The organism is Cellulosimicrobium sp. GQ32 (genome assembly GCF_059758455.1).
The window spans coordinates 1-25,424 of record NZ_JCAXEP010000005.1 but is presented as its reverse complement, the minus strand read 5'-3'; the positions used below and the strand labels follow the sequence as shown (position 1 = coordinate 25,424).

General features: G+C 75.0%; 21 protein-coding genes. 10 read left to right on the top strand and 11 right to left on the bottom strand.

Annotated elements, in window-relative coordinates:
* Positions 1-50 precede the first annotated feature (50 nt).
* Positions 51-926, bottom strand: coding sequence for a TetR/AcrR family transcriptional regulator (locus tag AC6CH9_RS09755; protein ID WP_498154701.1), 876 nt, complete (start codon positions 924-926; stop codon positions 51-53).
* A 121-nt stretch (positions 927-1,047) separates the two neighbouring features.
* Here AC6CH9_RS09755 and AC6CH9_RS09750 point away from each other — a divergent pair, with 121 nt between their 5' ends.
* Positions 1,048-2,049: an ATP-binding cassette domain-containing protein gene (locus AC6CH9_RS09750; RefSeq protein WP_498154700.1), complete on the top strand. Its 1,002-nt coding sequence runs from the start codon at positions 1,048-1,050 to the stop codon at positions 2,047-2,049.
* The gene (locus AC6CH9_RS09745; RefSeq protein WP_498154699.1) at positions 2,046-2,897 is read left to right on the top strand and encodes an ABC transporter permease; all 852 of its coding nucleotides are present in this window, start codon (positions 2,046-2,048) and stop codon (positions 2,895-2,897) included. The genes AC6CH9_RS09750 and AC6CH9_RS09745 overlap by 4 nt, the downstream gene beginning before the upstream one ends.
* On the opposite strand, the gene AC6CH9_RS09740 is transcribed toward AC6CH9_RS09745, so the two are convergent.
* Positions 2,891-3,685: a hypothetical protein gene (locus tag AC6CH9_RS09740; RefSeq protein ID WP_498154698.1), complete on the bottom strand. Its 795-nt coding sequence runs from the start codon at positions 3,683-3,685 to the stop codon at positions 2,891-2,893. The two genes, AC6CH9_RS09745 and AC6CH9_RS09740, sit on opposite strands and share 7 nt — an antisense overlap.
* Positions 3,686-3,911: 226 nt before the next feature.
* Complete coding sequence (locus AC6CH9_RS09735; protein ID WP_498154697.1) at positions 3,912-6,302, bottom strand: beta strand repeat-containing protein; 2,391 nt, start codon at positions 6,300-6,302, stop codon at positions 3,912-3,914.
* A gap of 411 nt (positions 6,303-6,713) precedes the next feature.
* Between AC6CH9_RS09735 and AC6CH9_RS09730 the strand changes: the two genes are divergently transcribed.
* Positions 6,714-9,755 (top strand): esterase-like activity of phytase family protein, encoded by a 3,042-nt coding sequence (locus AC6CH9_RS09730; RefSeq protein WP_498154696.1) that lies wholly within the window; start codon positions 6,714-6,716, stop codon positions 9,753-9,755.
* Between the two features lie 92 nt (positions 9,756-9,847).
* Here the strand turns inward: AC6CH9_RS09730 and AC6CH9_RS09725 are convergent, their stop codons facing one another.
* The 3 genes from AC6CH9_RS09725 to AC6CH9_RS09715 all read right to left on the bottom strand — a co-directional run bounded on the left by AC6CH9_RS09725 (position 9,848) and on the right by AC6CH9_RS09715 (position 12,036).
* Positions 9,848-10,066, bottom strand: a complete 219-nt coding sequence (locus AC6CH9_RS09725; protein WP_498154695.1) for a PspC domain-containing protein — start codon at positions 10,064-10,066, stop codon at positions 9,848-9,850.
* 110 nt (positions 10,067-10,176) lie between these two features.
* Positions 10,177-10,707: an O-acetyl-ADP-ribose deacetylase gene (locus tag AC6CH9_RS09720; protein WP_498154694.1), complete on the bottom strand. Its 531-nt coding sequence runs from the start codon at positions 10,705-10,707 to the stop codon at positions 10,177-10,179.
* A 120-nt stretch (positions 10,708-10,827) separates the two neighbouring features.
* Positions 10,828-12,036 carry a beta-ketoacyl-[acyl-carrier-protein] synthase family protein gene (locus AC6CH9_RS09715; RefSeq protein ID WP_498154693.1) on the bottom strand — a complete coding sequence of 403 codons (1,209 nt, stop codon included), beginning with the start codon at positions 12,034-12,036 and terminating at the stop codon, positions 10,828-10,830.
* Between the two features lie 216 nt (positions 12,037-12,252).
* Here AC6CH9_RS09715 and AC6CH9_RS09710 point away from each other — a divergent pair, with 216 nt between their 5' ends.
* Entirely contained in the window at positions 12,253-12,993 is a 741-nt protein-coding gene (locus tag AC6CH9_RS09710) for a hypothetical protein (RefSeq protein ID WP_498154692.1), read from the top strand.
* 113 nt (positions 12,994-13,106) lie between these two features.
* Positions 13,107-13,871 carry an endo alpha-1,4 polygalactosaminidase gene (locus AC6CH9_RS09705; protein ID WP_498154691.1) on the top strand — a complete coding sequence of 255 codons (765 nt, stop codon included), beginning with the start codon at positions 13,107-13,109 and terminating at the stop codon, positions 13,869-13,871.
* 57 nt (positions 13,872-13,928) lie between these two features.
* On the opposite strand, the gene hrpA is transcribed toward AC6CH9_RS09705, so the two are convergent.
* Entirely contained in the window at positions 13,929-18,473 is a 4,545-nt protein-coding gene (gene hrpA, locus AC6CH9_RS09700) for an ATP-dependent RNA helicase HrpA (RefSeq protein ID WP_498154943.1), read from the bottom strand.
* Between the two features lie 313 nt (positions 18,474-18,786).
* Here hrpA and AC6CH9_RS09695 point away from each other — a divergent pair, with 313 nt between their 5' ends.
* Entirely contained in the window at positions 18,787-19,047 is a 261-nt protein-coding gene (locus AC6CH9_RS09695; protein WP_400574294.1) for a FitA-like ribbon-helix-helix domain-containing protein, read from the top strand.
* Entirely contained in the window at positions 19,044-19,469 is a 426-nt protein-coding gene (locus tag AC6CH9_RS09690) for a type II toxin-antitoxin system VapC family toxin (RefSeq protein WP_498154690.1), read from the top strand. Before AC6CH9_RS09695 ends, AC6CH9_RS09690 begins: the two co-directional genes overlap by 4 nt.
* A 10-nt stretch (positions 19,470-19,479) precedes the next feature.
* Here the strand turns inward: AC6CH9_RS09690 and AC6CH9_RS09685 are convergent, their stop codons facing one another.
* Both AC6CH9_RS09685 and AC6CH9_RS09680 read right to left on the bottom strand, forming a co-directional pair.
* Positions 19,480-20,043 (bottom strand): GNAT family N-acetyltransferase, encoded by a 564-nt coding sequence (locus AC6CH9_RS09685; protein WP_498154689.1) that lies wholly within the window; start codon positions 20,041-20,043, stop codon positions 19,480-19,482.
* Between the two features lie 184 nt (positions 20,044-20,227).
* The gene (locus AC6CH9_RS09680) at positions 20,228-21,178 is read right to left on the bottom strand and encodes a helix-turn-helix transcriptional regulator (RefSeq protein ID WP_498154688.1); all 951 of its coding nucleotides are present in this window, start codon (positions 21,176-21,178) and stop codon (positions 20,228-20,230) included.
* Positions 21,179-21,308: 130 nt separating this feature from the next.
* On the opposite strand from AC6CH9_RS09680, the gene AC6CH9_RS09675 reads away from it, so the two are divergent.
* Complete coding sequence (locus AC6CH9_RS09675; RefSeq protein WP_498154687.1) at positions 21,309-22,436, top strand: epoxide hydrolase family protein; 1,128 nt, start codon at positions 21,309-21,311, stop codon at positions 22,434-22,436.
* 105 nt (positions 22,437-22,541) lie between these two features.
* Positions 22,542-23,450, top strand: coding sequence for a siderophore-interacting protein (locus AC6CH9_RS09670; protein ID WP_498154686.1), 909 nt, complete (start codon positions 22,542-22,544; stop codon positions 23,448-23,450).
* Here the strand turns inward: AC6CH9_RS09670 and AC6CH9_RS09665 are convergent.
* Positions 23,404-23,874, bottom strand: a complete 471-nt coding sequence (locus AC6CH9_RS09665; protein ID WP_498154685.1) for a type II toxin-antitoxin system VapC family toxin — start codon at positions 23,872-23,874, stop codon at positions 23,404-23,406. The two genes, AC6CH9_RS09670 and AC6CH9_RS09665, sit on opposite strands and share 47 nt — an antisense overlap.
* Positions 23,871-24,125 (bottom strand): type II toxin-antitoxin system Phd/YefM family antitoxin, encoded by a 255-nt coding sequence (locus AC6CH9_RS09660; protein WP_498154684.1) that lies wholly within the window; start codon positions 24,123-24,125, stop codon positions 23,871-23,873. Before AC6CH9_RS09660 ends, AC6CH9_RS09665 begins: the two co-directional genes overlap by 4 nt.
* Before the next feature lie 149 nt (positions 24,126-24,274).
* Here AC6CH9_RS09660 and AC6CH9_RS09655 point away from each other — a divergent pair, with 149 nt between their 5' ends.
* Entirely contained in the window at positions 24,275-25,327 is a 1,053-nt protein-coding gene (locus AC6CH9_RS09655) for an NAD-dependent epimerase/dehydratase family protein (protein ID WP_498154683.1), read from the top strand.
* The last annotated feature ends 97 nt before the right edge of the window (positions 25,328-25,424 follow it).

The window sequence follows — 25,424 nt, the reverse complement described above, 5'->3', positions numbered from 1 at the left end:
GCGAGCGGGTGGGGCGCCGCCCCACCCATGGACCCGGCCCCGTGCGGCGGTCAGCCGTGCTCGGCGACCGCGCGGGCGGCGGCACGCTTGGCGACGAACGCCTCGATCCCGTCGAGGAGGATGTCGAGCCCGAACCCGATGTCGCTCTCCCAGTCGTCGGGCTGGGCCTCTGCCGGCGTCCATGCGGCGAGCGCCCCGGTGAGCGCGGGGTACGTCTCGGGGTCGACGAGCCGGGTGAGCACGAGCTCGTAGTCGGCGTACGGGTTGGCGGCCGCGACCGCGTCCTGGTCGAGCTCGACCTCGGGGGTGTCGGCCGGGAGGCCCTGGGCGCGGCGCACGGCCTCGGCGGCGGCGCGCCGGGTCTCGACCTGGACGCGCCCCTCGCCGAGCACGTGCTGCGCGAGGAGCCCCACGATCTGGAGCTTCTCGTCCGTCGTCAGGTCGAGCGGCGCGAGGATCGCGAACGCGCGGTCGATCCAGCGCAGGCGGTTCGGGCCGACCTGCGCGGTCGTCAGCGGCAGGTCGAGGAACCAGGGGCGCGCGAGGACGCCCTCGATCTGCGCGCGCGTCCAGGCGCTGAGACCGGCGCGCCAGTCGCCCTCGTCGTACGGCGGCAGCGTCAGGACGTCCGCGGCGGCGTCGGCCATGAGGACGAGGAGCTCGTCCTTGCTCTCGACGTAGCGGTAGAGCGCCATCGACGAGTACCCGAGCGACTCGGCGACGCGCGCCATGGACACCGCGGGCAGGCCCTCGGCGTCGGCGAGGTCGACGGCGGCGCGCACCACCTGATCGACGGTGAGCGCGGGCTTGGGGCCGCGCCGCGGGGTGGGGCCGCGACCCCACAGACGCGCGATCACGGGCGGCAGCTCCGTCCCGGCGTCCGGTCGGTCGGTGCGGGGTCGGTCGTCGGCGTCGGTCCCGGTCATGTCGTCATCCTCCCGCGGGCCTTGACCGCTCGCGAAACTGTGTCTACCGTCAGCAGAACAGTAGAGACCATAAACAGTTTTGCCGAGAAGCGGTTAAGCCGCGCGATCCAGGGGAGTTCCCATGTCAGCACCGGACGTGCTCGTACGTGCCGACGGCCTGCGCAAGAGCTATCGCTCCGCCCGCAGGTCGGTGCGCGTGCTCGACGGCGTCGACCTCACGCTGGACCGCGGCGAGGTCCTCGCCCTCCTCGGCCCCAACGGCGCGGGGAAGACCACCACCGTCCGCATCCTCGCGACGCTCCTGCGCCCCGACGGCGGCACGGCGACGGTCGCGGGGCACGACGTCGTGCGTGACGCCGCGCGCGTGCGCGGCCTCATCAGCCTCACGGGCCAGTACGCGGCGGTCGACGAGAAGCAGACGGGCCGCGAGAACCTCACGATGATGGGTCGCCTCGCGCACCTGCCGCGCCGTGCCGCGCGCGCCCGCGTCGACGGCCTGCTCGACGCGTTCGACCTCTCCGCCGCCGCCGACCGCCGCGTCGGGACCTACTCGGGCGGCATGCGCCGTCGGCTCGACCTCGCGGCCGGCCTCCTCGCTCGTCCGCAGGTCATGTTCCTCGACGAGCCCACCACCGGCCTCGACCCGCGCAGCCGCCAGACCATGTGGGAGGTGATCCGCGGCGTCGTCGCCGACGGCACGAGCCTGTTCCTCACGACGCAGTACCTCGAGGAGGCCGACCAGCTCGCCGACCGCGTCGCGCTCATCGACGACGGCCGCGTCGTCGCCGAAGGCTCGCCGTCCGACCTCAAGCGCCGTGTCGGCGACGCGAGCATCGAGCTCACGTTCGCCTCGGTCGCCGAGGCGGCGTCGGTCGGGACCGCGGGGCCGTGGCCGGAGGCGCCCGGGCTCACCTCCCCGACGCTGCGCGTCCCCACCGACGGCTCGGTCGAGCACGTGCGCGACGTCCTCGCCGCGGTGGCGGCGACCGGCGTCGAGACCGTGCGGTGGGAGGTGCGCGAGCCGACGCTCGACGACGTGTTCCTCACCCTGACCGGCCACGCCGCGCGGACGCGCGACCGGGACGTCGCGACCGCGACCGACCACGAGGAGACCGCAGCATGACCGCCCAGACCACCGCCGCGCCGTCGGGCACGGCCGCGCGGCTCCCCGCTCCCGTGGCCCGGCCGGGCCGGCACGTGCTCGCCGACGCCGGGACGATGGTCGCGCGCTCGTTGCGGCTCGTGCGCCGCGAGCCGGACGAGCTGGTCCTCGCGCTCGTGCTGCCCGTGATGCTCATGATCCTGTTCGTGTACGTGTTCGGCGGCGCGATGAGCGTCGGCACGGACTACGTCACGTATGCGACGCCGGGGATCATCCTGCTCTGCGCGGGCTACGGGGCGTCGAACACGGCGATCGCCGTGGAGCAGGACATGTCCGGCGGCATCATGGACCGGTTCCGGTCGATGCCGATCGCGAGCTGGACGGTCCTCGTCGGGCACGTCGTGGCGAGCGTCGTGAAGAACCTCGTGACGACGGCCGTCGTGCTGGGCGTCGCGTTCCTCATCGGCTTCCGGCCCGACGCGGACGCGCTCGAGTGGTGGGGGGCCGTCGGGGTCGTCGCGGCGTACGTGCTGGCGATCACGAGCATCGCGGCCTTCGTGGGCGTGCTCGTGCGCTCGCCCGCGGCGGCCGGGGGGTTCAGCTTCTTCATGCTGTTCCTGCCCTACGTGTCGAGCGCGTTCGTGCCGCCGGAGACCATGCCGTCGTGGCTGCGCGGCTTCGCGGAGCACCAGCCCGTCACGCCGGTGATCGAGACGATCCGCGGACTGCTCGTCGGCATGGACTCGACGGGCGCGCCGGTCACGGACCTGGGCCCGACGGCGGCCCTCGCCCTCGCGTGGTGCGCCGGTCTGGTCCTGGTGTTCCTCGGTGCCGCGGCGTGCGTGTTCGCCCGGCGCCGCCGTCAGTAGCGGGCGCGACGGCCTGCCGCGCCTGCGGCGAGCCGTGCGGCGAGGGGAACGACGGCCTGGACGGCCAGGCTCGCGACCAGCGCGACCGAGAACGCCGCGGCGACGCCGAGCCGTTCCACGAGGAGCGCGACGAGGAGGCAGAACACCGCGAACCCGGTGAGCCCGGCGAGCAGTCCCCGCAGGAGGCGGACCGTCTCGGCCGAGCCGCGCTGCGCGAGCGCGAACGCGGCGACCACGCTCGACGCGATCGGGAACGGCGCGAGCACGCCCGTCATCGCCGGTCCGAGCGCGCCCGACGCGGTGGTGACGGCGAGGACCAGCGCCGCCGTCGTCGCGGCACGGGCGGGAAGGTCCCACCAGGGCGGCAGGACGGTCGACGGCGGGGGCCCCGGTGCGTCGGGCGGCATGACGCGGGACGCGCCCCAGAACGTCGCGAGCGCCACCACGAACGCGACCCCGGCGGGCAGCGTCAGCCGGGCGAGGGCGACGTCCGCCACGAGGCACGCGGCCCAGGGCGCCGCGAGCGCACCGACCCAGCCGGTCCGGCGCGAGCACCAGCCGAACACCACGGCGAACAGGGCGAGCGACGTGAGGCCGAGGAGCGCCGAGGACGCCGCGGCGGCGCCGAAAGCGGTGCCGTGGTCGAGCGTGGTGATGAGCAGGATCGGCCCGGCCACGACGGGCAGCCCGACGAGCACCCCGGTGAGCCGAGCTCCCCAGCGTCGTCCGGCGAGCGTGGACGCGACCACCAGAGCAGGTGCCAGCACGAGCTTGAGGAGCAGCGTCACGCGGTCACGGTAGCCCGTGCCGGTGCCGGTGCCGGTGCTGGTGCCGGTGCCGGTGACCGACCGCTCGCCTGGGCAGGAGGGCTCAGGGACACGAAGAAGGGCGGCGGTCCCGGAGTCCTGTCCACCGGGACCGCCGCCCGCGAGGGCGACACCGTCGACGTGAGGCCGCCCCCGAGTCGGGGGCCGGGCGGTGAGGAGGCCCCGCCCGGCCGTGCGCGACGGTCGGTCAGACCGCCGCGAGCCGACGGCGCAGCCCGAGCCCGACGCCCGCGACGCCCGCGAGCACGGTCCCGCCGACGAGCGCCGACATGCCGAGCGACACCCGTCCGACGGGGCTGTTCTCGACGCTGTCCTTGAGCTCCGCCGTGCCGTCGGAGAGGGTTCCCGTGCCGTCGGACAGCGTGGCCGCGCCGTCCGCGATGCGGGTGCTGCCGTCGTGCAGGTCCGCCGCGCCGTCGGCGAGCGTCGTCGTCCCGGCGTGCAGGGTCGTCGAGCCCTCGGCGAGCGCGGCGTTGCCCGCCGCCAGGGTCGTCGCGCCGGTGGACAGCGTCGTGAGCCCGTTCTGCAGGCGCAGCGTCCCGTCCTCCAGGCGTGTCGTCCCGGCGAACAGGTCGCCCGCGCCCGTGCGCAGCCGCACCGTGCCGGCGGAGAGGTCGGCGGCGCCCGTCGCCGCCCTGGTCGTCCCGGCGTAGAGGTCGGACGCGCCGGTCGCGAGCCGGGCGGTGCCGGCCCGAAGGTCCTCGGCGCCGATCGCGGCCCTGGAGGTGCCGGCCGAGAGGTCGGACGCGCCGGTCGCGAGCCGGGCAGTGCCCGCCCGGAGATCCTCGGCCCCGGAGGCGGCCCGGGTCGTCCCGGCCCGGAGGTCGGTCGCGCCCTGCGCGAGGGTCGACGTCCCGGCGGCGAGCTCGGACGTCCTCTGGGCGATCGTGGCGTTGCCGTCGCGGACCGTCCCGGCACCGGCCGAGGCGCTGAGCGTGCCTTGGGCGACGCTCGCGGTGCCGGCTGCGACCGCGGCAGCCCCGGTGCTCAGGGTGCTCGCCCCGGTCTCGAGGGAGGCCGCGCCGCTCGTCAGCCGTCCGAACCCACCGGTGAGCTGCGAGGCTCCGGACGCGAGCTCCTGCGAGCCGGCGGCGAGCTCACCCGCGCCCCCGGCGACCTTCTCGGCACCGACCGAGAGCGCCGACGCACCGTCGCGCACCGTGGCTGCGCCGTCTGCCGCGGCACGTGCACCGGAAGCCACCGCACCGAGCCCGTCGCGCAGTGCGGCGGCGCCGGCGGCGGCCCCCGTCTCCCCGGCGAGTCCGGTGCTCAGCCCGTGGATGCCTTCCTGGAGCGCGTGTGAACCCTCGTCGGCTCGTGCGGCCCCCGCGGAGAGCTGCGCGGCACCCTGCGCGAGGCCCTCGATCTGGGCCTTGAGTGCAGGGTCGGTCGTGGTCTCGGCGAGGCTGGCGAGCCCGGCGGCGAGGTCGGACGCGCCCTTCCGCACCTCGCTGGTGCCGTCGGTCAGGGTGGCGGCGCCGCGCGAGAGGGCGGCCGCGCCGTCGCGCACCGTGGTGAGACCCATGGCGAGTCGGTCGGACGCGTCGCGCAGCGACGCGGTGCCGTCGGCGACCGCGGAGGTCCCTCCGGCGACCTGCGCGGTGCCCGTCGCGAGGTTCCGGGCACCCGTCGCCACGCCCTGCGAGCCTGCGGCCACGGTGCCGGCACCGGCCTTGAGCCCTTCGGCCCCGGCAGAGAGCCGAGCCGCGCCGGAGCTCGCCTCCGAGACGCCGGTCGAGAGCTGAGCGGCCCCGACGGACAGCGAGTCGGCACCGGTCGAGACCTGTCCGGCCCCTGCGGCGGCGGCCGTCGCCCCGGTGGCGAGTCGGGTCACGCCGTCGGCGAGGTCCCGGGCCCCGGCGTAGAGGGTCTGGGCACCCGCAGAGATCTGGGCCGCGCCGCTCGCGGCGTCGGCGTTGCCGGCGGCGAGGCGGGCGGCCCCGGCGTCGAGGTCCTTGCTTCCGGCGGCGAGTCGGGCGGCGCCGCTCGCGGCGTCGGCGTTGCCGGCGGCGAGGCGGGCGGCCCCGGCGTCGAGGTCCTTGCTTCCGGCGGCGAGTCGGGCGGCGCCGCTCGCGGCGTCGGCGTTGCCGGCGGCGAGGCGGGCGGCCCCGGCGTCGAGGTCCTTGCTGCCCGCGGCGAGGCGGGCCGCGCCGCTCGCGGCGTCACCCGTGCCCGCGGCGAGGCGCGCGGCCCCGGCGTTCAGCTCGTCCGCGCCGGCGGCGAGCTCGGTCGCCCCGTCGAGCGCGGTGGTGCCGCCCGTCGCGAGCTGTGCGGCGCCGTCGGAGGCCTTCTGGGCCCCGGCGACGAGGTCGCCGGCGCCGTCCCTCAGGTCGCCTGCCCCGTCGGCCAGGCGCTGGGCGCCGGCCTGGGCCTCGGCGGTCCCGTCGGCGAGCGTCGACGCACCGTCGGAGAGCTGCGTGGCGCCGTCGTCGAGGCGGGTCGCGCCGTCGGCGACCTTGCCGTTGTACACGAGCAGGAACGCGATCAGGCCGGCCACCGCGAGGGCGAGCACGGCGAGCGCGACGGACGTGAGGACCGTGTGGGTGCGCGACGGTCGGGGAGAGGCGTGCTGCGTCATCGGTCGTCCTTCCTCGCGCCCGGCGTCGTCGCAGGGCGGTCGGCAAGAGGGGAGAGGAGCGGGAGAGAGGCGGGGTCACGTGCGTGCCCGCCGCGGGAGTGCGCCGGGACCACGTCCCGCCAACATTGGTGAGACGTGGGGTAGCAGGTAAATCTCGAAAGACGCTAGCAACCGCCCGGCAAGGGCGGACAGCGAGTACTAGGTACTTTCGCCGTCACGATTCGGTCACGGGGCCGAAGTATCAGGTACTCCGTGCCGGAACCTGTCGCTCGGGGCAACGGGCGGGTCTCCGGTGGCCAGCACCGGCCGGCGCGCACTGTTCATCCGCCCGTCACCCGGCGGTCCCGGGACGGTCGTCGTCGCGCCACCGCGGGACACCAGCCTCTGCTCGACCCTCGTCGAAGGAGAGACATGCCAGTCATCCCTGAGCGGATCTCGGCTCGCACCCCCGTGCGCGCCCAGGCCCGCCGCACGCGCCTCGCCGCGCTCGTCGCCACGGGCGCGACGCTCACCCTGGGGCTGAGCGCGCTGCCCGCGCTCGCCGCGGCTCCCGCGCACCCGGCCGGCGCCGCGTCCCCGACCCCGACGGCGGCGGGCGCGTGGACGACGCCCGCCGCGGACGAGACGTTCCACCGCCTCGCCACGTACCCCGTGTTCCAGAACCGCCCGGCCGGCGAGGACGCCGCCGCCGAGACGGTCGCCGAGATCTCGGCGGTCAGCGAGGACGGGCGCACGGTCGTGCACACGGACGCGCTCGCGCGCCGCATCGGCTTCCTCGACCTCACGGACCCGAGCGCGCCGAAGGGCCTGGGCACGCTCAGCCTCGCCGAGCTCGGCTCGGAGCACGACGAGCCGACGTCGGTCGCGATCGTCGGCGGCTACGTCCTCGTCGTCGTGGACACGTCGGTGAGCTTCACCGAGCCGAGCGGTCGCCTCGACGTCGTCGACCTCGCCACGCGCGAGCGCGTGCGGTCGCTCGACCTCGGCGGCCAGCCGGACTCGGTCGCCGTCACGCCCGACGGTGCGCACGCCGTCGTCGCGATCGAGAACCAGCGCGACGAGGAGGCGACGCCCGAGGGTGCCGACGAGGGCGACCTTCCGCAGCTTCCCGGCGGCTTCCTCCAGATCCTCGACCTGCCCGGCGACGACCCGGCCGCCTGGTCGACCCGCGCCGTCTCCTTCCTCGACGAGGCCGGTGCGCCGCTCCCCGTCGTCGAGGCCGCCGGCCTCGACACGCCGCAGGACCCCGAGCCCGAGTACGTCGCCGTCAACCCGGCGGGCACCCAGGTCGCGGTGACGCTCCAGGAGAACAACGGCGTCGCCGTCGTCGACATCGCCACGGGCGAGATCGAGACCGTCTTCTCCGCGGGCGCGGTCGCCGTGCCCGGGATCGACGTGAAGAAGGACGGCGTGATCGACCAGTCCGGGTCGATCCCCGCGACGCCGCGGGAACCCGACGCGATCGGCTGGCTCGACGACGCGCACGTCGCGACCGCGAACGAGGGCGACTGGAAGGGTGGCTCGCGCGGCTGGTCGGTGTTCGACGCCGCGTCGGGCGAGGTCGTGTGGGACGCGGGGGCCGCGCTCGAGCGTCTCGCCGTCCGCGTCGGCCTGCACACGGAGGACCGCGCGGCCAAGAAGGGAGTCGAGCCCGAGGGCCTGACCGTCGCGACGCTCGGCGGGACGCGCTACGCGTTCGTCGGCTCCGAGCGCTCGAACGTCGTCGCCGTCTACGACGTCTCCGACCCGGGAGCCCCGCGGTTCGTCCAGGTGCTCGCGACGACGAACGGCCCCGAGGGCCTGCTCGTCGTCCCGGAGCGCGACCTGCTCGTCGTGTCGAGCGAGGAGGACGACGCCGGCGCGGGCGTGCGGTCGGCCGTCACCGTGTTCGGGCGCGGGGCGCAGTGGGCCGACGGCGCGGGGGCGCCGCAGTTCCCGAGCGTCGTCTCGGCGGACGCCACCGAGGGCGCGCAGGCCGGCGCCCCGATCGGGTGGGGCGCGCTCGGCGCGCTGAGCGCCGACCCGACCGATCCCCAGCGCCTGTGGACGGCGACCGATGCCGCGTACTCCACGACGCAGCTCCTGTCGCTCGACGTGAGCGGCTACGGCGCGGGCTCCCCGGCCGTCATCGACCGGTCCGTGCCCCTCACGCGCGACGGCGCCCCGGTGGGCCTCGACGTCGAGGGCGTCGCGGCGCGCGCCGACGGCGGGTTCTGGCTCGGGGTCGAGGGCGCGAAGGGTGCGGAGAACGCGATCGTGCGCGTCGACGCCGCGGGTGCGGTCGTCGAGTCCGTCGCGCTGCCCGAGGCGGTCGCCGCGGGCCTCGGCAAGCAGGGCATCGAGGGCGTCGCGGTCGCTCCGGCGGTCTCGACGGCCGACGGAGACGCGGAAGAGGCTGCGGGCGAGCAGGTGTGGGTCGCGCTCCAGCGCGGCCTGTCCACCGACGAGGGCGGCACGGCAGGCACCGCGCGTCTCGGCCGCTACGACGTCGCGTCGGGCACGTGGGACTGGTTCGCGTACCCGCTCGAGCAGACCACGACCGACGGTGACTGGCTGGGTCTCAGCGAGGTGACCGTCGTCGACCACGACACCCTCGCCGTGATCGAGCGCGACAAGCTCAACGGCACCGCCGCCGCGGTGAAGCGCGTCTACGCGGTCGACGTGCCCGACGTCGCCGTCGGGGCCGCGTCGGCGACACCGGTCGCGGTGACCAAGACGCTCGCGCACGACGTCCTGCCCGACCTGCGCGCGACGAACGGCTGGACGCAGGAGAAGCTCGAGGGCCTCACGGTCGGCGGCGACGGCACGGTCTGGGCGATCACCGACAACGACGGCCTCGCCGACGCCACGGGCGAGACCGTCCTCCTGAGCCTCGGCGCAGCCTCGGACGTGTTCGACGGTCACCTCGACGGCGAGAACCCGGGCGGTCCGGGCGAGCCCGGCGAGACGCCCGGCGCGGGCGAGGAGCCGCCGTCGTCCCCGCTGCACACGGTCGGCGCCGACGACCTCACCGACGCGAACCACGGCGGCGTCACCCTCTCCCCGGCGCGCGTCCGCGCGGGGGAGCAGGTCACGGCGACGGCCGAGGGCTTCGCGCCCGGCGAGTGGGTCTCCGCGACCCTCTTCTCGACCCCGGCCGACCTGGGCATGGTCCGCGCCGACGCGTCGGGCACCCTCACCGCGACCGTGACGGTCCCGGCCGACGTCGCGGCGGGCGTGCACCGGTTCGCGATCGTCGGGCAGGTGGACGGCCGCGTCCTGTGGACGGAGCTCGAGGTCCTCGCCGCGGACGGCGCGCCCGGCGGGTCGGACGGCGAGGAGCCGGGCCGACCGGACGGGCTCGCCACGACGGGCGCGCACGTCGGCGCCCTCGTGGGCCTCGCGATCGTGCTGGTCGCGGGCGGCGCGACGATCGTCGTCGCCCGGCGCCGCATGCGCGGCCTCCCGGGCTGACGGCCCGGCCCGCGCCGAACCCGGGGTTGCGGGCGGTCTCGAGCCCAAGACCGCCCGCAACCCCGGGTTCGGCCGCGTGCCGGCGCGGAGGGTCAGTCCCGGTCGGTCGGCATGAGGGCCCAGAGGATCAGGTACGCGACGACCTGCGGGCCGGGGAGCAGGATCGAGACCGCGGCGACGATGCGCACGACGGTCGGGTCCCACCCGAACCGGCGGGCGATCCCTGCGCACACGCCGGCGATCATCCGACCGTGGCGCGGCCGAGACAGGGTCGGCCGGAACGAGGCTGCGGAGGCGTCTGAGGTGCTCATACCTCGACGGTAGGAGCGCGCTCGTCGCGGGGGTATCGGGAAGTCCCCCGAACCGACCCTGATCCTTCGGACGCCGACCCTGACCCTGGCCCAGCTCCAGAGAGCCCGGCTCAGCTCCCGAGGGCGGCCTCGAACGCCGCCAGGGCGCGGGGGGACACGAGCGCGAACGTCACGGCGGTGACACCCGGGTCGGCACCTGGACGGGCGGCGGACCACCCGCGCGCGGCCCCGACCGCGACCCGCGCGACGTCGTCGACGTCCCAGCCGTAGACGCCCGCGCTCACGGCGGGGAAGGCGACGGTCGCGGCGCCGAGGTCGGCGGCGACGTCGAGCGAACGCGTGAAGCACGACGAGAGGAGCGCGGGGTCGGTCTGGCCGCGGTGGCGGTTCGGCCCGACCGTGTGGAGGACCCAGCGAGCGGGGAGGTCGTAGGCGCCGGTCGCGACGGCCTCGCCGACGGGAAGGCCGTCGGGGAGGTTCTTGCGCCGGAGCCGGCGGCACTCCTCCAGGAGCGCGGGCCCGGCGGCGGCATGGATCGCGCCGTCCACGCCCCCGCCGCCGAGCAGCGACGAGTTGGCGGCGTTGACGATCGCGTCGACCGTGAGCGTCGTGATGTCGGCGAGCCGGGCGTCGAGGTCCATGCCCCCATCGTGCCTCGCGGCGCGTCACGACGCCCGAACCCGTCCTCACGCGCGGTCGAGCACGACCTGAAGGACGGAAAGGGCCCTAAAACGACCTTCAGGTCGTGTTCGGCGGGGAGGTCAGTCGCGCGAGACCACGACGCTCGCGCTGTGGCCGCCGAAGCCGAACGCATTGACCAGCGCGTGGCGGGCGATGGTCTCCCGGGCGGTGCCGCGGACGACGTCGAGGTCGATCGCCGGGTCCAGCGCGTCGAGGTTGAGGGTCGGCGGCACGCGGCCGTCGCGCACGGCGAGCAGCGCGACGAGGACGCCCAGCGCGCCGGAAGCGCCGAGCAGGTGGCCCGTCGCACCCTTGGTGCTCGTCACGGGCGGCGGCATGCCGAGCGCGGCGTGGAGGGCGTCGGACTCGTTGACGTCGCCCACCGGGGTCGACGTCGCGTGCGCGTGGACGAGGCCGAGGTCGCCGGGGGAGAGGCCCGCCGACCGCAGGGCCATCCCGATCGTCCGGGCCTGGTTCTCGGGGTCGCCGCCGACGATGTCGAACGCGTCGGACGTCAGCGCGGCTCCGGAGACGACGCCGTGCACCGCGGCGCCGCGCGCCCGCGCGTGCTCCTCGCTCTCCAGGACCAGGAGCGTCGAGCCCTCGCCCATGACGAAGCCGTCGCGGTGCGCGTCGAACGGTCGTGACGCGCGCTCGGGCTCGTCGTTGCGCGTCGACATCGCCCGTGCCGCGGCGAACGCGGCGAGGGAGAACGGCCGGACGCCCGCCTCCACGCCCCCGCACACGACGACGTCTGCCGACCCGGCGAGGATCATCTCGCGGCCCATCGTGATCGCCTCCGACCCCGCGGCGCACGCGCTGATCGGCGCCCGCGCGCCCGCCTTGGCGCCCAGGTCGATCGAGAGCCAGGCCGCCGGACCGTTGGCCATGAGCATGGTGACGGTGTGCGGCGAGACGCGCCGCGGGCCCTGCTCGTCGAGGACGTGTGACTGGTCGAGCGTCGTCGCGATCCCGCCGTTCGCGGACCCGACGACGACCGCGAGCCGCGTCGGGTCGACGTCGGGCGACCCTGCGGAGGCCCAGGCCTCGCGGCCCGCGACGAGCGTGAGCTGCTCGGCCCGGTCCGTGCGGCGCGCCTCGCGCACGGCGAGCCCTTCCGCGAAGGCGTCGTCCACCCGTGCCGCGATGCGCACGGGCAGGTCGGCGGCCCAGTCCTCCTTGATGGCCCGCACCCCGGGCTCGCCGCGCAGCAGCGCGTCCCAGGTGTCCTCCGCGGTGAGCCCCACAGGGGTCACCGCCCCGTAGCCGGTGACGACGGCTCGTGTCATGGTGTCCCCCTACCTGCGGGCGTCGCCCCGGCGGCGACGGTTGTGGTCGATGGGTCCCATTTCAAGACATCCGTATGGGGTTTGTCTTGTCCGACAGTGTGACAGTGCGCACGCTGTCACTCACCACGAGTGAAGCGGCGGGTCGGCGAACCGAGCGCGGCGGGCTCGCAAGGTCGCGTACGGTCGGCACACAGACGGGACATGGAGGAGCGCCAGGTGGGTCGTGCAGCGGGTGCGGTCGGCGCGGTCGTGGCCGCCGCGCTGGGGCTCGCGGGCTGCGCGACGGCGGACGGACCGGCAGGCGGGACCGCGGGTGAGGGGTCGTACCGGTGCTGGGAGACGGTGGTCCCCGACGACGTGCTGGAGTCGGGCGTGACGGCGGACCACCTCAGCGAGGACGGCCGGGCCGCGCTCGACGGTCTCGAGGTGCCGCCGATCGACCCTGCCGAGTGGACCGTCGTCGAGGACGGCGCCGAGCGGGTCGCCCTCCTGCGCGCGCTCGACGACCCCGAGGACCTGGGCGCGGGCGACGTGCGCACCCACGAGATGCTGGTGATCGAGTGGACCGACGCGCCGAACCTCGACCCGTCGCCCACGTGGTTCCTCACCGCCGCGCAGACCTGCGCCCTGCGCGCCGACCTCGGTGAGCTCGGCACCGCGACGGTCACCCTGGACCCGGAGAACCCGCCGGTGCCCGACGCGCGCGAGCTGCACCTCCTCGTCACCGAGATGGCGTGCAACAACGGGGAGGACGCCCAGGGCCGGGTGCGGTTGTCGGCGCTCGCCGTGCGTGACGACGCCGTCGCGGTGACGGTCGGCGTCGAGCCGCGTACCGGCGAGGCGAACTGCCCGTCGAACCCGCCGACGCCGTTCGTCGTCGAGCTCGACGAGCCCCTGGGCGACCGGGCCGTGCTCGACGCGTCGGTGCACCCGGCGCGGGAGGTCGTGCTGCCGTGAGCCGGGCGTGGTCCCGGGGCACGACGGCGGTCGTCGTGCTGGCCCTCCTCGCGGCGGGAGCGACCGGGTGCACCGTGGACCGGACGCCTACGGCGACCGCGTCCCCTCTGCAGGTGCCGGCGCCCGACCCCCCGCCGACCGACGGCGTCCTCGACTACCAGCTCGGCGGCGCGTACGACGAGGTCGACGCCGGTTCCGGGCCCGTGGCGCCCGACGTCGTCGTGCGGGACGCGACCGCGGAGCCCCTGCCCGGCGCGTACTCGGTCTGCTACGTCAACGGGTTCCAGACCCAGCCCGGCGAGGCCGACCGGTGGCTCGACGACCACGAGGACCTGCTCCTGCACGACGCGGACGGTGGCCTCGTCGTCGACCCCGACTGGCCGGACGAGCACGTCCTCGACCCGTCGACCCCCGAGCAGCGCGAGGGCATCCTCGCGATCCTCGGCCCGGTCGTCACCGGCTGTGCCGACGACGGGTTCGACGCCGTCGAGATCGACAACCTCGACACGTGGACACGGTTCGACGCGATCGACGAGGACGGCGCCCACGCGCTCGCGCGGGCGTACGTCGACCTCGCGCACGACGCCGGGCTCGCGATCGCGCAGAAGAACGCGGCGGAGGTCGCGGGTGTCGCGCGCGGCGTCCTGGGGTTCGACTTCGCCGTCACCGAGGAGTGCGCGGTCTTCGACGAGTGCGGCGCCTACACCGACGTCTACGGCGACCACGTGCTCCAGGTCGAGTACCCCGACGCGCTCGACGACGCGGGTCTCACCTTCGACGACGTCTGCGCCCGCGACGACCGCGCCCCGCTCACCGTCCTGCGCGACCGCGACCTCGTCACCCCCGACGACCCCGAGTACGTCTACGACGCCTGCTGACGCACCGCCCGACGGCGGTCAGGCCATGCGCGGTAACCGGCTGGTCGGCGCCGCGCGTCACCAGCCGTCGGGCGTGAGGAGCTTGCGGATGCGCTTCTCGCTCACCGGACCGTCCGTGCCGAGCTGCTGCGCGAACAGCGACACGCGCAGCTCCTCGACCAGCCACCGCACCTCGGCCAGGTCGGCAGCGCGGACCGGGTCAGCCGGGCCCTGGGCGTAGGCGGCACGGGCGCGCTGGTACGCCTCCTCGACGTCGTGCACGCGCCATGCGAGCTCGGCGTCGCGGTTCGGGTTCGCCTGCGCCTTCTCCAGCCGGTACGACGCCGCGCGCAGGTAGCGCGTCAGGTGCGGCAGGCGCCGGGGCGGGGTCTGGGAGACGAAGCCGTCGTGGATCAGACCCGCGGCCTGGTCGCGCAGGTCGGTGAGCGTGTTGAGCAGTGCGAGGCTGTTCGACGCGCGGATCTCCGCGTCGAGGTTCCGCGACGCCGTGAGCGCTGCGACCACGTGCCCGACCACCTGGTGCACCTGGTCCTCCAGGTGCGTCCGCACGAACGCCCGCGCCGCCGCGTAGGCGTCGGCGTCGCGGATCGTCGCGACGTCCGGCTGCGTGCCGTGCGGCCCGCTTCCCCCGCTCGTCAGCGCGATCACCGCGGCGAGCTGGAGGTCCGCGACGAGCGCGTCCGTGTTCCGGTACGGGCTGGCCGCCATCGTGAGCGACTGCGTCCCGTTCCACCGGCTCGTGATGCGCCCGGTCTGGAGCGCCGTCTCGGACAGCAGCAGACGCCGCACACCGCGCGCGTGCTCGCGCACCTGCGCGTTCGCGTCGGCGAGCACGCGCAGCGCGACGACCGGCTTGCCCTTGGCATCCTGCTCCTCGACGACCGCGGGGTACCCCCGCACGACCACCCCACCCCCGAGGTCCGTCGACACCGCCGCAGGCAGCTTGCCGCCCGTGAGCTCGGGCCACGTCGTGAGACCGGTCTGCTCGGTGACGAGCACGCTCGTGGCTGGGTCCGCGGCGGCTGCCCCCGAGGTGCTCGGGCTACCATCCGCAGCCCTCGTCCCTCGGGCTGCTCCCGCCAGGCCCGCCACGCCCTTCGCATCCTCGGGCGCAGCCGCCGCTCGTCCTGCACCTCGCCCTGGTGAGCCGGGCGCGGAGGCGGGGGAGGGGGCGTCGGATGCGATCGGGCGTGGGGGTGTCGAGGATCCGGTGGGAGCGCCGTGACCATCGAGCGGCGCGGATGGTAGCCCGAGCACCGACGCCCCCTCCGCCGCCGGACCCGGCCCCGCACCCGCGGCGCCCGTCCCCGCCCGAGATCCCGCCTCGCGCAACGCCGCGCCCACCGCCCCCTTGACTGCCGCCCGCACCGCCGCCTGGTTCTGGGCGGCCAGACGGCGCTGGAGGGCGAGGAGGTCCTTCGACTCGTCGAGGACGACGGAGCCTCCCCGGCCGCGCGGGTCCTCGACGCGGAAGGTCATGCGCAGGTGCGCAGGGAGGCGCGCCTCCTGCTCGGGGCCCCACGCGTCGTCGGGGATGACGACGTCGCGCAGCGCCCGGACGGCGCGCGTGAACGCGACGTGGAACGGCTCGGCCATGTCGCCCGCGCGGGCCATGTCCTCCCAGGCGGGCGTGTGGGCACGGAGCCAGGCGACGACGTCGCGCGCGACGTCCGGTGCCGGCACGAGCTGCACGCGGACCGGCTTGGGCAGCGAGCGGATCGTCGCCGTGGCGAGCTCGTCGAGCAGGCCGGGGACCATCCAGTCGAACCCGTCGGGCACGACCCGGTTGAGCACGGAGATCGGGACGTGCACGGTGACGCCGTCGGCCTCGGTCCCGGGCTGGAACTGGTAGGTGAGCGGGAGCGTGAGCTCGCCCTGGGGCCAGGTCTCGGGGAACTGCGACGTGTCGACCTGCTCGGCGTCGGGCACGAGCTGTTCGAGCGTGAAGGTGAGCAGGTCGGGTTCGCGGCGTTGCGCCGTCTTCCACCAGCGGTCGAAGTGCGCGGCGGACACGACGTCGTCGGGCACGCGCTCGTCGTAGAAGTCGAACAGCACGTCGTCGTCGACGACGAGCCCGCGCTGGCGCGAGCGCGCCTCGAGCTCCTCCGCCTCGGCGAGGAGCTTGCGGTTGTCGTGGAAGAACCGGTGGTGCGTGGTCCACTCGCCCTGCACGAGCGCGTGCCGCACGAACATCTCGCGCGCGGCCTCGGGGTCGACCTTGGCGTAGAGGACCTTGCGGTCGGCGACGATCGGCACGCCGTACAGCAGCACCTTCTCGGTCGCGATCGCCGCGCCGCGCTTGGTCGACCAGTGCGGCTCGGAGTACGTGCGTCGCGCGAGGTCGCCCGCGAGGTCCTCGGCCCACTCGGGCTGGATCCGGGCGACGTCGCGCGCCCACAGCCGCGACGTCTCCACGAGCTCGCCCGCCATGATCCACGCCGGCGGCTTCTTGCTCAGCGGCGAGCCGGGAAAGATCGCGAAGCGCGCGCCGCGCGCGCCGGTGTACTCGTTGCGGGCCTGCTTCTGCGCGCGCCGCAGCGCCTTGGCACGGGCCTCGCCCTTGAGGTGCGCGACCGACGACGCCTTCACGTCGCCCGTGTCCTGCATCCCGAGCTGCGACAGGAGCCCGGACAGGAGCGCCTTGTGGATCGTGTCGCCGTCCCAGGCGCGCTTGTACGCCTGGGTGTCGGGGGTCGCGTCGGGAGCGGTGGCTGGGTCCGCGGCGGGTGAGCCCGACGCCCCCTCCGCCGCCGGGCCTGAGCCGGAGCGTCCGGCGCGCGGCTTGTACGACATGTCGATGCCGAGAGGCTTGGACATCTCGCGGAGCTGGGCGACGACGTCCTGCCACTCGCGGATGCGCAGGAAGTTGAGGTACTCGGCCTTGCACAGGCGGCGGAACGCCGACGACGAGAGCTCGTGCTGCTGCTCGCGGACGTACTCCCAGACGTTGAGGTAGGTGAGGAAGTCGGAGTGCGGGTCGGTGAAGCGCGCGTGCGCCTGGTCCGCCTGCGCGCGGACCTCGGCGGGGCGCTCGCGGGGGTCCTGGATCGACATGACGGCGGCGATGATCGCGACCTCGCGCGCGACGCCGAGCCTCGACCCCTCCCAGATCATGCGAGCCAGGCGCGGGTCCATGGGGAGCTGCGCGAGGACGCGCCCGACCTCGGTGAGGCGCGTGACGCCGTCGGACGTCGCGAGGGCGCCGAGCTCGGTGAGGAGCTGGACGCCGTCGCGCACGGCGCGCGTGTCCGGGGGCTCGACGAACGGAAAGCGTGCCACCTCGTCGGGGGTCTCGACCACGCCGACGGAGATCATCTGGAGCAGCACCGACGCGAGGGAGGTGCGCAGGATCTCCGGCTCGGTGAACTCGGGGCGGGAGAGGAAGTCGTCCTCGGAGTAGAGGCGCACCGCGATGCCGTCGGCGACGCGGCCCGAGCGGCCGGAGCGCTGGTTCGCGCTCGCCTGCGAGACGGGCTCGATCGGCAGGCGCTGGACCTTGGTCGCCTTGGAGTAGCGCGAGATGCGGGCGGTGCCGGGGTCGACGACGTAGTGGATGCCCGGAACGGTCAGCGACGTCTCGGCGACGTTCGTCGCGAGCACGATGCGCCGCGAGGAGTGCGCCTGGAACACGCGGTGCTGCTCGGCCGACGACAGCCGCGCGTACAGCGGCAGGATCTCGACGCGCTGCGGGTGCTTGGGGTCGGTGACGCGGTCCTTGAGGTGGCCGGTGAGCGCGTCGGCGGCGTCGTGGATCTCGCGCTCGCCGGAGAGGAACACGAGGATGTCGCCCGGTCCCTCGCGCATGAGCTCGTCGCACGCGTCGACGATGCCGGTCACGAGGTCCTTCTCCTCGGCGTCCGTGCGACCCTTCGCCTTCCCGGAACCGGGGTCGACGTCGGGGGACAGGGGCCGGTACCGGATCTCGACCGGGTAGGTGCGGCCGGACACCTCGACGACGGGCGCGGCGTCGGGCAGCGCGTCGACCACGTAGTCCGGCGCGCCGCCGAGCTGGGCGAGGTGCGCGGGGGAGAAGTGCTGCGCGAAGCGCTCGGAGTCGATCGTCGCCGACGTGATGATCAGCTTGAGGTCGGGGCGGCGCGGCAGGAGCCGCGCGAGGTAGCCGAGCAGGAAGTCGATGTTGAGGGACCGCTCGTGCGCCTCGTCCACGATGATCGTGTCGTACGCGAGGAGCTCGGGGTCGCGCTGGATCTGCGCGAGCAGGATGCCGTCCGTCATGACCTTGACGAGCGTGTCCTCGCTGGACGTGTCGGTGAACCGCACCTGGTACCCGACGACGCCGCCCAGCTCCGTGCCGAGCTCCTCCGCGATGCGCTCGGCGACCGTGCGCGCGGCGATGCGGCGGGGCTGCGTGTGGCCGATCTGCCCTGCCCGGCCGCGGCCGAGCTCGAGCGCGATCTTGGGGAGCTGCGTCGTCTTCCCGGAGCCCGTCTCGCCCGCGACGATGACGACCTGGTGGTCGCGGATCGCGGCGGCGATGTCCGCGCGTCGGGCGCTGACGGGGAGCTGCTCCGGGTACGTGATGGGCGGGACCGTCACGGCCTCGCGCGCCTGCGCGGCCCGATCGAGCTGCGCGCGGCTCACCTGCCGCGGGCCCGACGGCGTCCGCTCGCCCCGGCCGCGCCGCGTCGGTGCCGTGGTCGTCGCCGTGCCCGACATCGGGCGGTCGCCTCGCCCGCGGCCGCGGTGGTTCCCGCGGCGTCGGCGACCCTCGCGCGGGGTGCCCTCGGCGGCGCCGTCCCGCTGGGGAGGGCGCGCGTCAGGCTGGTTCGCTGCGGGCTCGGTACTCACGACGGTCCATTCTCTCAACCCGCCGCAACTTCATTGCTCTCGGCCCGGGGGAGATCGTGGCGGGAGGTGCTGTCATTTTGCTAGCATCGCCGTGGAGGTGGTCGGGATGGCGACGCTGACGATCCGAGGGCTCGACGACGACGTGCGCGAGCAGCTGCGAGCGCGGGCTGCCGAGCACGGCCGGTCCATGGAGGCCGAGGTGCGCGAGATCCTTGCCGCTGCCGTCCGCTCGCCGAGCGGGGTCGAGCGCGGTCTCGGGACCTGGATCGCGGAGACCTTCGCCGGGATCGGCGGGGCCGAGGCGGACGTGTTCGACGTGCGCCGCGATGATCGCCCCCGGGTGGTCGACTTCAGCGACCCAGCGTGATCGTCCTCGACACGAACGTCGTCTCGGAGCTCACGAGAACGACGCCGGAGCGTGCCGTGGTGCGTTGGCTCGACCGGGTGTCGCCGCTGGACGTCTGGCTCACGTCGATCACGATCGCGGAGATGTCGTACGGCATCGCTCGGTTGGCGGCCGGTCGCCGGCGCGACGAGCTCGTCGTGCGCGTCGAGACGGTCCTCGACGGGCTCGGCGGCCAGGTGCTGTCGTTCGACCAGGAGGCCGCGCACGCGTTCGGCGCCGTCATGGCCGGACGAGACCGCGCCGGGCAGCCCATCAGTACCGCGGACGCACAGATCGCCGCGATCTGTCGCGTGCACGACGCGACGCTCGCGACGCGCAACGTCCGCGACCTCGTCGGTACCGGCGTCGCAGTCGTCGACCCGTGGGGCACGGGGCCTTCCTGACCCTGCACGCTCAGCCGAGCGCGCGGCGCATCACGACGCGCGGCACGCCGCCGCTCACGCCGGTGGTCGGCGCCGCACGCACGAACCCGGCCTGCTCGAACAGCGCGACCGTGCCGACGTACCCGGAGATCACGTCGACGCGCTCGCCGCCCGCGTCGACGGGATAGCCCTCGACGGCGGGTGCCCCGTGCACGGCGGCGTGCTCGACGGCGCCGGCGAGGAGGTCGTGCATCAGCCCTCGGCGCCGGTACCCGGACCGGACGACGAAGCACACCGCGCTCCACGCGTCGAGGTCGTCGACGAACGGGATGGTCCGGGCGTTCATGAGCCGCCGGTAGGTGCTGCGCGGCGCGACCGAGCACCAGCCCGCGACCTCGCCGTCGACGTACGCGAGCACGCCCGGCCCGGGGTCGGTCTCGCACAGGCCGGCCATGAACGCCGGACGGTCCTCGGCGCTGACCCGGCTGTCGCGGTAGGACATGCACCAGCACCCGCGCACCCCGGCCTTCCGCGGGCCCACCACGGTGGCGAAGTCGTCGTACCGCCCGACGGCGGAGCGCACCTCCACGTCCATCCCGCCCACGCTAGGCGCGCCCGCCCACGCGGGCGAGCGCCGCCGTCGGGCACCCTGTCGGGAGCGGTCGCCCAGAACGCCCCCACCCGCCGTCGAGCACGACCTGAAGGACGGAAAGCGATGGATAACGACCCCCACGTCGTGTTCGGCGAGCCCGGGGGTGGGCCGGGGCGGGGGCGGGGGGTCAGGGGGGCGTTGCGCGGGCGTAGCGGGTTGCCAGGGTGCGGACGTAGTCGACGAGAGCCTGTGGCTTCGTCACGTGGAAGTCGAGGCCGAGCATGCCGACCCACACCGCGACGACCTCGACGCTGTCACCGCCGGTGACGAGGACGCAGCGGTCGTCATCGAGCGGCTCGACCGTGCCCACCGTCGGGTTGATCCGCCGCAGGACCTCCTCGGCGGGCGCGTCGACGACGATCCGGGCGTGGACGGCCCACCCGGTGCGCGCGACCTCCCGCACGACGAACTCCGTCATGTCCCCGGGGAAGTCGACCGGCGCGAACCGCCGCCCGCCCGGCACGCGCAGCACGAGCCAGTCGACGCGGTAGGGAGCCCACGCGCCCGTCGCCGGGTCGCGCGCGACGAGGAACCAGCGGCGCTGCCACGCGACGAGGCGGTACGGCTCCAGCTCGAGCGGCTCGTCCCGGTAGAAGCAGCGCAGGCCCTGGTGGTCGCGCACGGCGTCGGCGAGGGCGGTGAGCGTGTCCGGGTCGACGACCGGGTCCTCGACGTTCGAGTCGGTGTTGGCCGGCCCGGCGGCGCTCGCGGACCGCAGCGCGACGAGGCGGCGGCGCAGCCGGTCGGGCATGACCTGCTCGAGCTTCGCGAGCGCGGAGGCCCCGGACTCCTCGAACCCCGCCGTGCCGGTCGCGGCCCGCAGCCCGACGGCGACCGCGACGGCCTCGGCGTCGTCGAGCAGGAGCGGGGGGAGCCGGGCGCCCGCGCCCAGCCGGTACCTGCCCCCCGGGCCGCGCACGGCGTCGACGGGGTAGCCGAGCTCGCGCAGCCGTGCGACGTCGTTGCGGACGGTGCGGTCGGTGACGTCGAGGCGCGCGGCGAGCTCGGCGCCCGACCAGTCCGGACGCGACTGGAGCAGCCCGAGCAGGGCAAGCATGCGGGCCGAGGTGGAGGCCACGAGGTCCCTCCGAGAGGTCGCCGGAAGAAAGCCGGAACCCGTTCAGAATAGCGGAAGAAACCGTTCCTGAACCCTGCGTAACGTCGGTCTCAGAGCAGGGCACGAGGCCCGCTCCGACCGAGGAGGCATCATGAGCAGCACGACCCTCGAGCACCGCCCGTTCTCCGTGGCCGTCCCGCAGGCCGACCTGGACGACCTGCGCGAGCGCCTCGAGCGGACCCGCTTCGCGCCGGCCGCGCCCGGCGACTCCTGGGACTACGGGACGCCCGAGTCCTACCTGCGCGACATGGTCGGGCGCTGGACGGCGTTCGACTGGAGGGCCGTCGAGGACCGGGTCAACGCCTACCCGGGGTTCCGCACGGAGATCGACGGCCAGCCGATCCACTACCTGCACGTGCGCTCGCAGCACGAGGACGCGACGCCGCTGCTGCTCGCGCACAGCTACCCGGGCTCGATCCTCGACTTCCTCGACATGATCGACCCGCTCGTCGACCCCGTCGCGCACGGCGGTCGGCCCGAGGACGCGTTCCACCTCGTGATCCCGTCCATGCCGGGCTTCGGGTTCTCCACGCCCGTCGTCGGGGACACGGACTGGACCATGGCACGCGTCGCCCGGGCCTACGACGCGCTCATGCGCGACCTCGGCTACGCGTCGTACGGGATCCACGGCAGCGACGGCGGCGCGATGGTCTCGCGCGAGCTCGCGATCCTCGACCCCGAGGGCTTCCTCGGCGCGCACGTGCTCCAGCTCTTCTCCTTCCCGTCCGGCGCGCCGGGGGAGATGGACGGCTTCGGGGAGAAGGAGTTCGCGGCGCTCGGCCACCTCCAGTGGTTCCAGTCCGTGGGCGCCTACAACACGATGAACGCGTCCCGGCCGCAGACGATGGCCGCCGGCCTCGCAGACTCGCCCGTCGCCGTCCTCGCCTACCACGAGCTGTTCGAGAGCTTCGGCAACGGGACGAGCCTCGTGAGCGCCGACCAGGTGCTCGCCCAGGCGACGCTCTACTGGCTCACCAACTCCTACGCGACCGCGGTGCGCTACCACTACGCGGAGCAGCGCTCCGGCGCCGAGCCGGTCGTCAGCCAGGGCCGGATCGGCGTGGCGGTCTTCGCCGACGACTTCCAGACCATCCGCGCCTTCGCCGAGCGCGACAACGCCCGGATCGAGCACTGGTCCGAGTTCCCGCGCGGCGGCCACTACGCGTCGCTCGAGGTCCCGCTCGACGTCGTCGCGGACCTCCGGACGTTCTTCGCCTGACACCCCCGATCGTCGAGGCCGGTGTGACGCGCCCTCGACCACGACGTTGCTGTCGTTATCGGCCGGATAACGACTGCAACGTCGTGCTCGGCGCAGAATGGGGCGGTGCTCGACCGACCCGTGACCCGCCTCGACCTCCTCCCGCGCCGCGTCCGCGTGCACCGCGTCCACGAGACGGCCGGGGCGCTCCGGCGCATCACGTTCCGCGACGCCGCCCCGACCTACGATGACGGACGGGGGGCCGGGACTGGTGCCGACGACTCGGGCGGGGCCTCGCTCGCGACGCTGCGCGCCCCCGGTCCCGACGACCACGTGAAGGTCTTCCTGCCCGACCCGGCGACCGGCGTCCTGCACGCCCCGACGCTCACGGCCGACGGCGCGCTCCAGCGCCCGACGGGCGCGGTCTCCATCTCGCGCGAGCTGACGGTCCGGGCGACGCGGGTCGTCGACGGGGTCGCGGAGGTCGACGTCGACTGGGTGCTGCACGGCGGCGGCGACCCGGGCGCGCCGCCCACCGGTGAGGGCGGACCGGCGTCCGCCTGGGCGGCCCGAGCCCAGGTCGGCGACGAGGTCGTGCTCGCCGGTCCGACGACGAGCCGCGCCGTGCCGGACGGTGTCGCGCGGCTGCTGCTCGTCGGGGACGAGGCCGGGCTGCCGGCGCTCGCGCGGTGGGTCGACGCCGTCGGGGCGGACGTGCCGGTGACGGCGATCGTGGAGATCGGCGACGACGTGGACGAGGCCTTCGTCGAGGACGAGCTCGGCCGCGCGACGGTCGAGATCCTCTACCGCACCGACGGGCCGGGCCAGCTCGCCGAGGCGGTGCGCGCGCTCGGCCCGCTCGACGCCCACGAGTACGTGTTCGGCGCCGGCGAGGCGACCGACCTCGCACAGGTGCGCCGCGATCTGCGGCGGGGCGGCGCGCGTCCCGACCAGCTCGCCCTCCACGGCTACTGGCGCCGCGGCGTGGTTAACCTCGACCCCGACGCACCCCTGGACCCGACCGACCCCGACTGAGCGTCGGCCCGGCGCGCTGGGCCCCGGGTCCCAGGTCGTCGTGGAGCACGTCCACGGCGAGCCCACGCCCGGCGACGGCGAGCCGCGCGTCGTTCGTCCACAGGGCCGTGCACCCGTGCACCTGCGCGGCGGCGAGGTGGAGCGCGTCGGGCGTGCGGAGCGACGAGGCGGCGCGGAGACGCGCGGCGCGTTCGAAGACGTCGGCGTCGAGCGGCACCTCGACGAACAGGGCCAGGGCCGCGCGGTAACGGTCCTCGAGCTCGACGTCCCCGGACCGGAGCGGCCCGACGAGGCACTCGAGCCGGACGAGCGGGCTGATCGCGAACTCCTCCTCGCCGTGCCTGGCGAGCAGCCCGCGCACGTGGAGCCCGCGCTCCACGTCCTCGACCAGGTACATCACGAGGCACGAGTCGAGATAGATCACTCCCAGCCCTCGCGCTCGGCCTCGATGGCGGCGTCGACCTGCTCCGCGGTCCGGAGCGAACGGGTCGCGTGCGGGTGGTCGTCCAGCCACTCGACGATCGCCGCGCCCGTCCCGTGTGCGAGGTCGGCCTTGACCGGCACGAGCCGGACCAGCGGGACACCGCGGCGGGCGATGACCACGTCCTCACCGGCCGCGGCACGGTTGACGAGCTGAGAGAGGTTGTTCTTGGCATCGAGCACGTTGACCTGCACGGCGCCTCCTCGATGTTCCGACCGGCCTGATGGCCAGGATACCTGGCCAGGTGCGTCAGTGGAACCCCGGGGAACCGCGCGTGCCACCGGCCGTCTGCCCGAGGCGTAAACCGGCTGCGGGTGACCTCGCGCCGGGGGAGAGTGAGGCCATGACGCGTCTCCTCGTCCTCGGCGGCTCCGACTTCGTGGGGCGGGCCGTCGTCGACGACGCCCTCGCCCGCGGGTGGGACGTCACGGTCCTCAACCGCGGCAGCACGCCCGTGCCCGACGGCGTCCGGCAGCTCGTCGGCGACCGCACCCGGCCGGACGGCCTCGACGCGCTGCACGCCGACGACGTCCCGCAGAAGTGGGACGTCGTGGTGGACACGTGGTCGTGGGCGCCCGTCGCGGTGCGCGACGCGGCGCGCACGCTCGCGGGCCGGCTCCCCGGTGACGACCGGTACGTCTACGTGTCGTCGCGCTCGGTGTACCCGTTCCCGCCCGCGCACGGCGCCGACGAGACCGCCGCGCTCGTCCCGGGCGACCCGGACGACACCAGCCACGACGACTACGCGCGCGCCAAGCGGGGCGCGGAGATCGCCGCGGTGGACATGCTCGGCGACCGCGCGATCCTGCTCCGCGCCGGCCTGATCCTCGGGCCGCGCGAGAACGTCGGCCGCCTGCCGTGGTGGCTGCGGCGCGTCGCGCGCGGCGGGCCGGTGCTCGCACCCGGACCGGCGGACCTGCCGCTGCAGTACGTCGACGCGCGCGACCTCGCGGCGTTCGCGCTCGACGCGGCGCTCGCGGGCGCGTCGGGGCCGGTCGACGTCGTCAGCGCCCCGGGCCACACGACCATGGGCGGGCTGCTCGCGGCGTGCGTCGAGGCTACGGCGGACGACGCGGCGGCGGCCGGGAACCCGCCCGCCGAGCTCGTCTGGGTCGAGCCGGAGGCCGTGCTCGCGGCGGGCATCGAGCCGTGGACGCAGCTCCCGGTCTGGCTCCCGCCCGGCGAGCTGCACGACGCGCTCCACGGCTCCGACACCTCGCGCGCGTACGCCCTCGGACTGCGCCCTCGGGACGTCCGCGAGACCGTCCGCGACACCTGGGCGTGGCTCCGCGCGCTCGACGCGGCGGGCGAGGCGACCCCGCAGCGTGCGGACCGCCCCGCCGTCGGGCTCCCGCCGGACCTCGAGGCCGCCGCTCTCCGCGCCGCCGCCGGCTGACCCGCAGAAAGGGCAGGCGACCGACCCGCCGACGGGCCGCCGTCGAGCGCGACCCCGCCCGCCGTCGAACACGACATAGAGGACGCTTTCGACCGGA

Bases quoted from the DNA above. Each gene is read 5' to 3' on its own strand.
- AC6CH9_RS09725 (WP_498154695.1), bottom strand. From the start codon at position 10,066: ATGAGCACCTCAGACGCCTCCGCAGCCTCGTTCCGGCCGACCCTGTCT.
- AC6CH9_RS09745 (WP_498154699.1), top strand. From the start codon at position 2,046: ATGACCGCCCAGACCACCGCCGCGCCGTCGGGCACGGCCGCGCGGCTC.
- AC6CH9_RS09655 (WP_498154683.1), top strand. From the start codon at position 24,275: ATGACGCGTCTCCTCGTCCTCGGCGGCTCCGACTTCGTGGGGCGGGCC.
- AC6CH9_RS09755 (WP_498154701.1), bottom strand. From the start codon at position 926: ATGACCGGGACCGACGCCGACGACCGACCCCGCACCGACCGACCGGAC.
- AC6CH9_RS09695 (WP_400574294.1), top strand. From the start codon at position 18,787: ATGGCGACGCTGACGATCCGAGGGCTCGACGACGACGTGCGCGAGCAG.
- AC6CH9_RS09685 (WP_498154689.1), bottom strand. From the start codon at position 20,043: ATGGACGTGGAGGTGCGCTCCGCCGTCGGGCGGTACGACGACTTCGCC.
- AC6CH9_RS09720 (WP_498154694.1), bottom strand. From the start codon at position 10,707: ATGGACCTCGACGCCCGGCTCGCCGACATCACGACGCTCACGGTCGAC.
- AC6CH9_RS09750 (WP_498154700.1), top strand. From the start codon at position 1,048: ATGTCAGCACCGGACGTGCTCGTACGTGCCGACGGCCTGCGCAAGAGC.
- AC6CH9_RS09735 (WP_498154697.1), bottom strand. From the start codon at position 6,302: ATGACGCAGCACGCCTCTCCCCGACCGTCGCGCACCCACACGGTCCTC.
- AC6CH9_RS09675 (WP_498154687.1), top strand. From the start codon at position 21,309: ATGAGCAGCACGACCCTCGAGCACCGCCCGTTCTCCGTGGCCGTCCCG.
- AC6CH9_RS09715 (WP_498154693.1), bottom strand. From the start codon at position 12,036: ATGACACGAGCCGTCGTCACCGGCTACGGGGCGGTGACCCCTGTGGGG.
- AC6CH9_RS09730 (WP_498154696.1), top strand. From the start codon at position 6,714: ATGCCAGTCATCCCTGAGCGGATCTCGGCTCGCACCCCCGTGCGCGCC.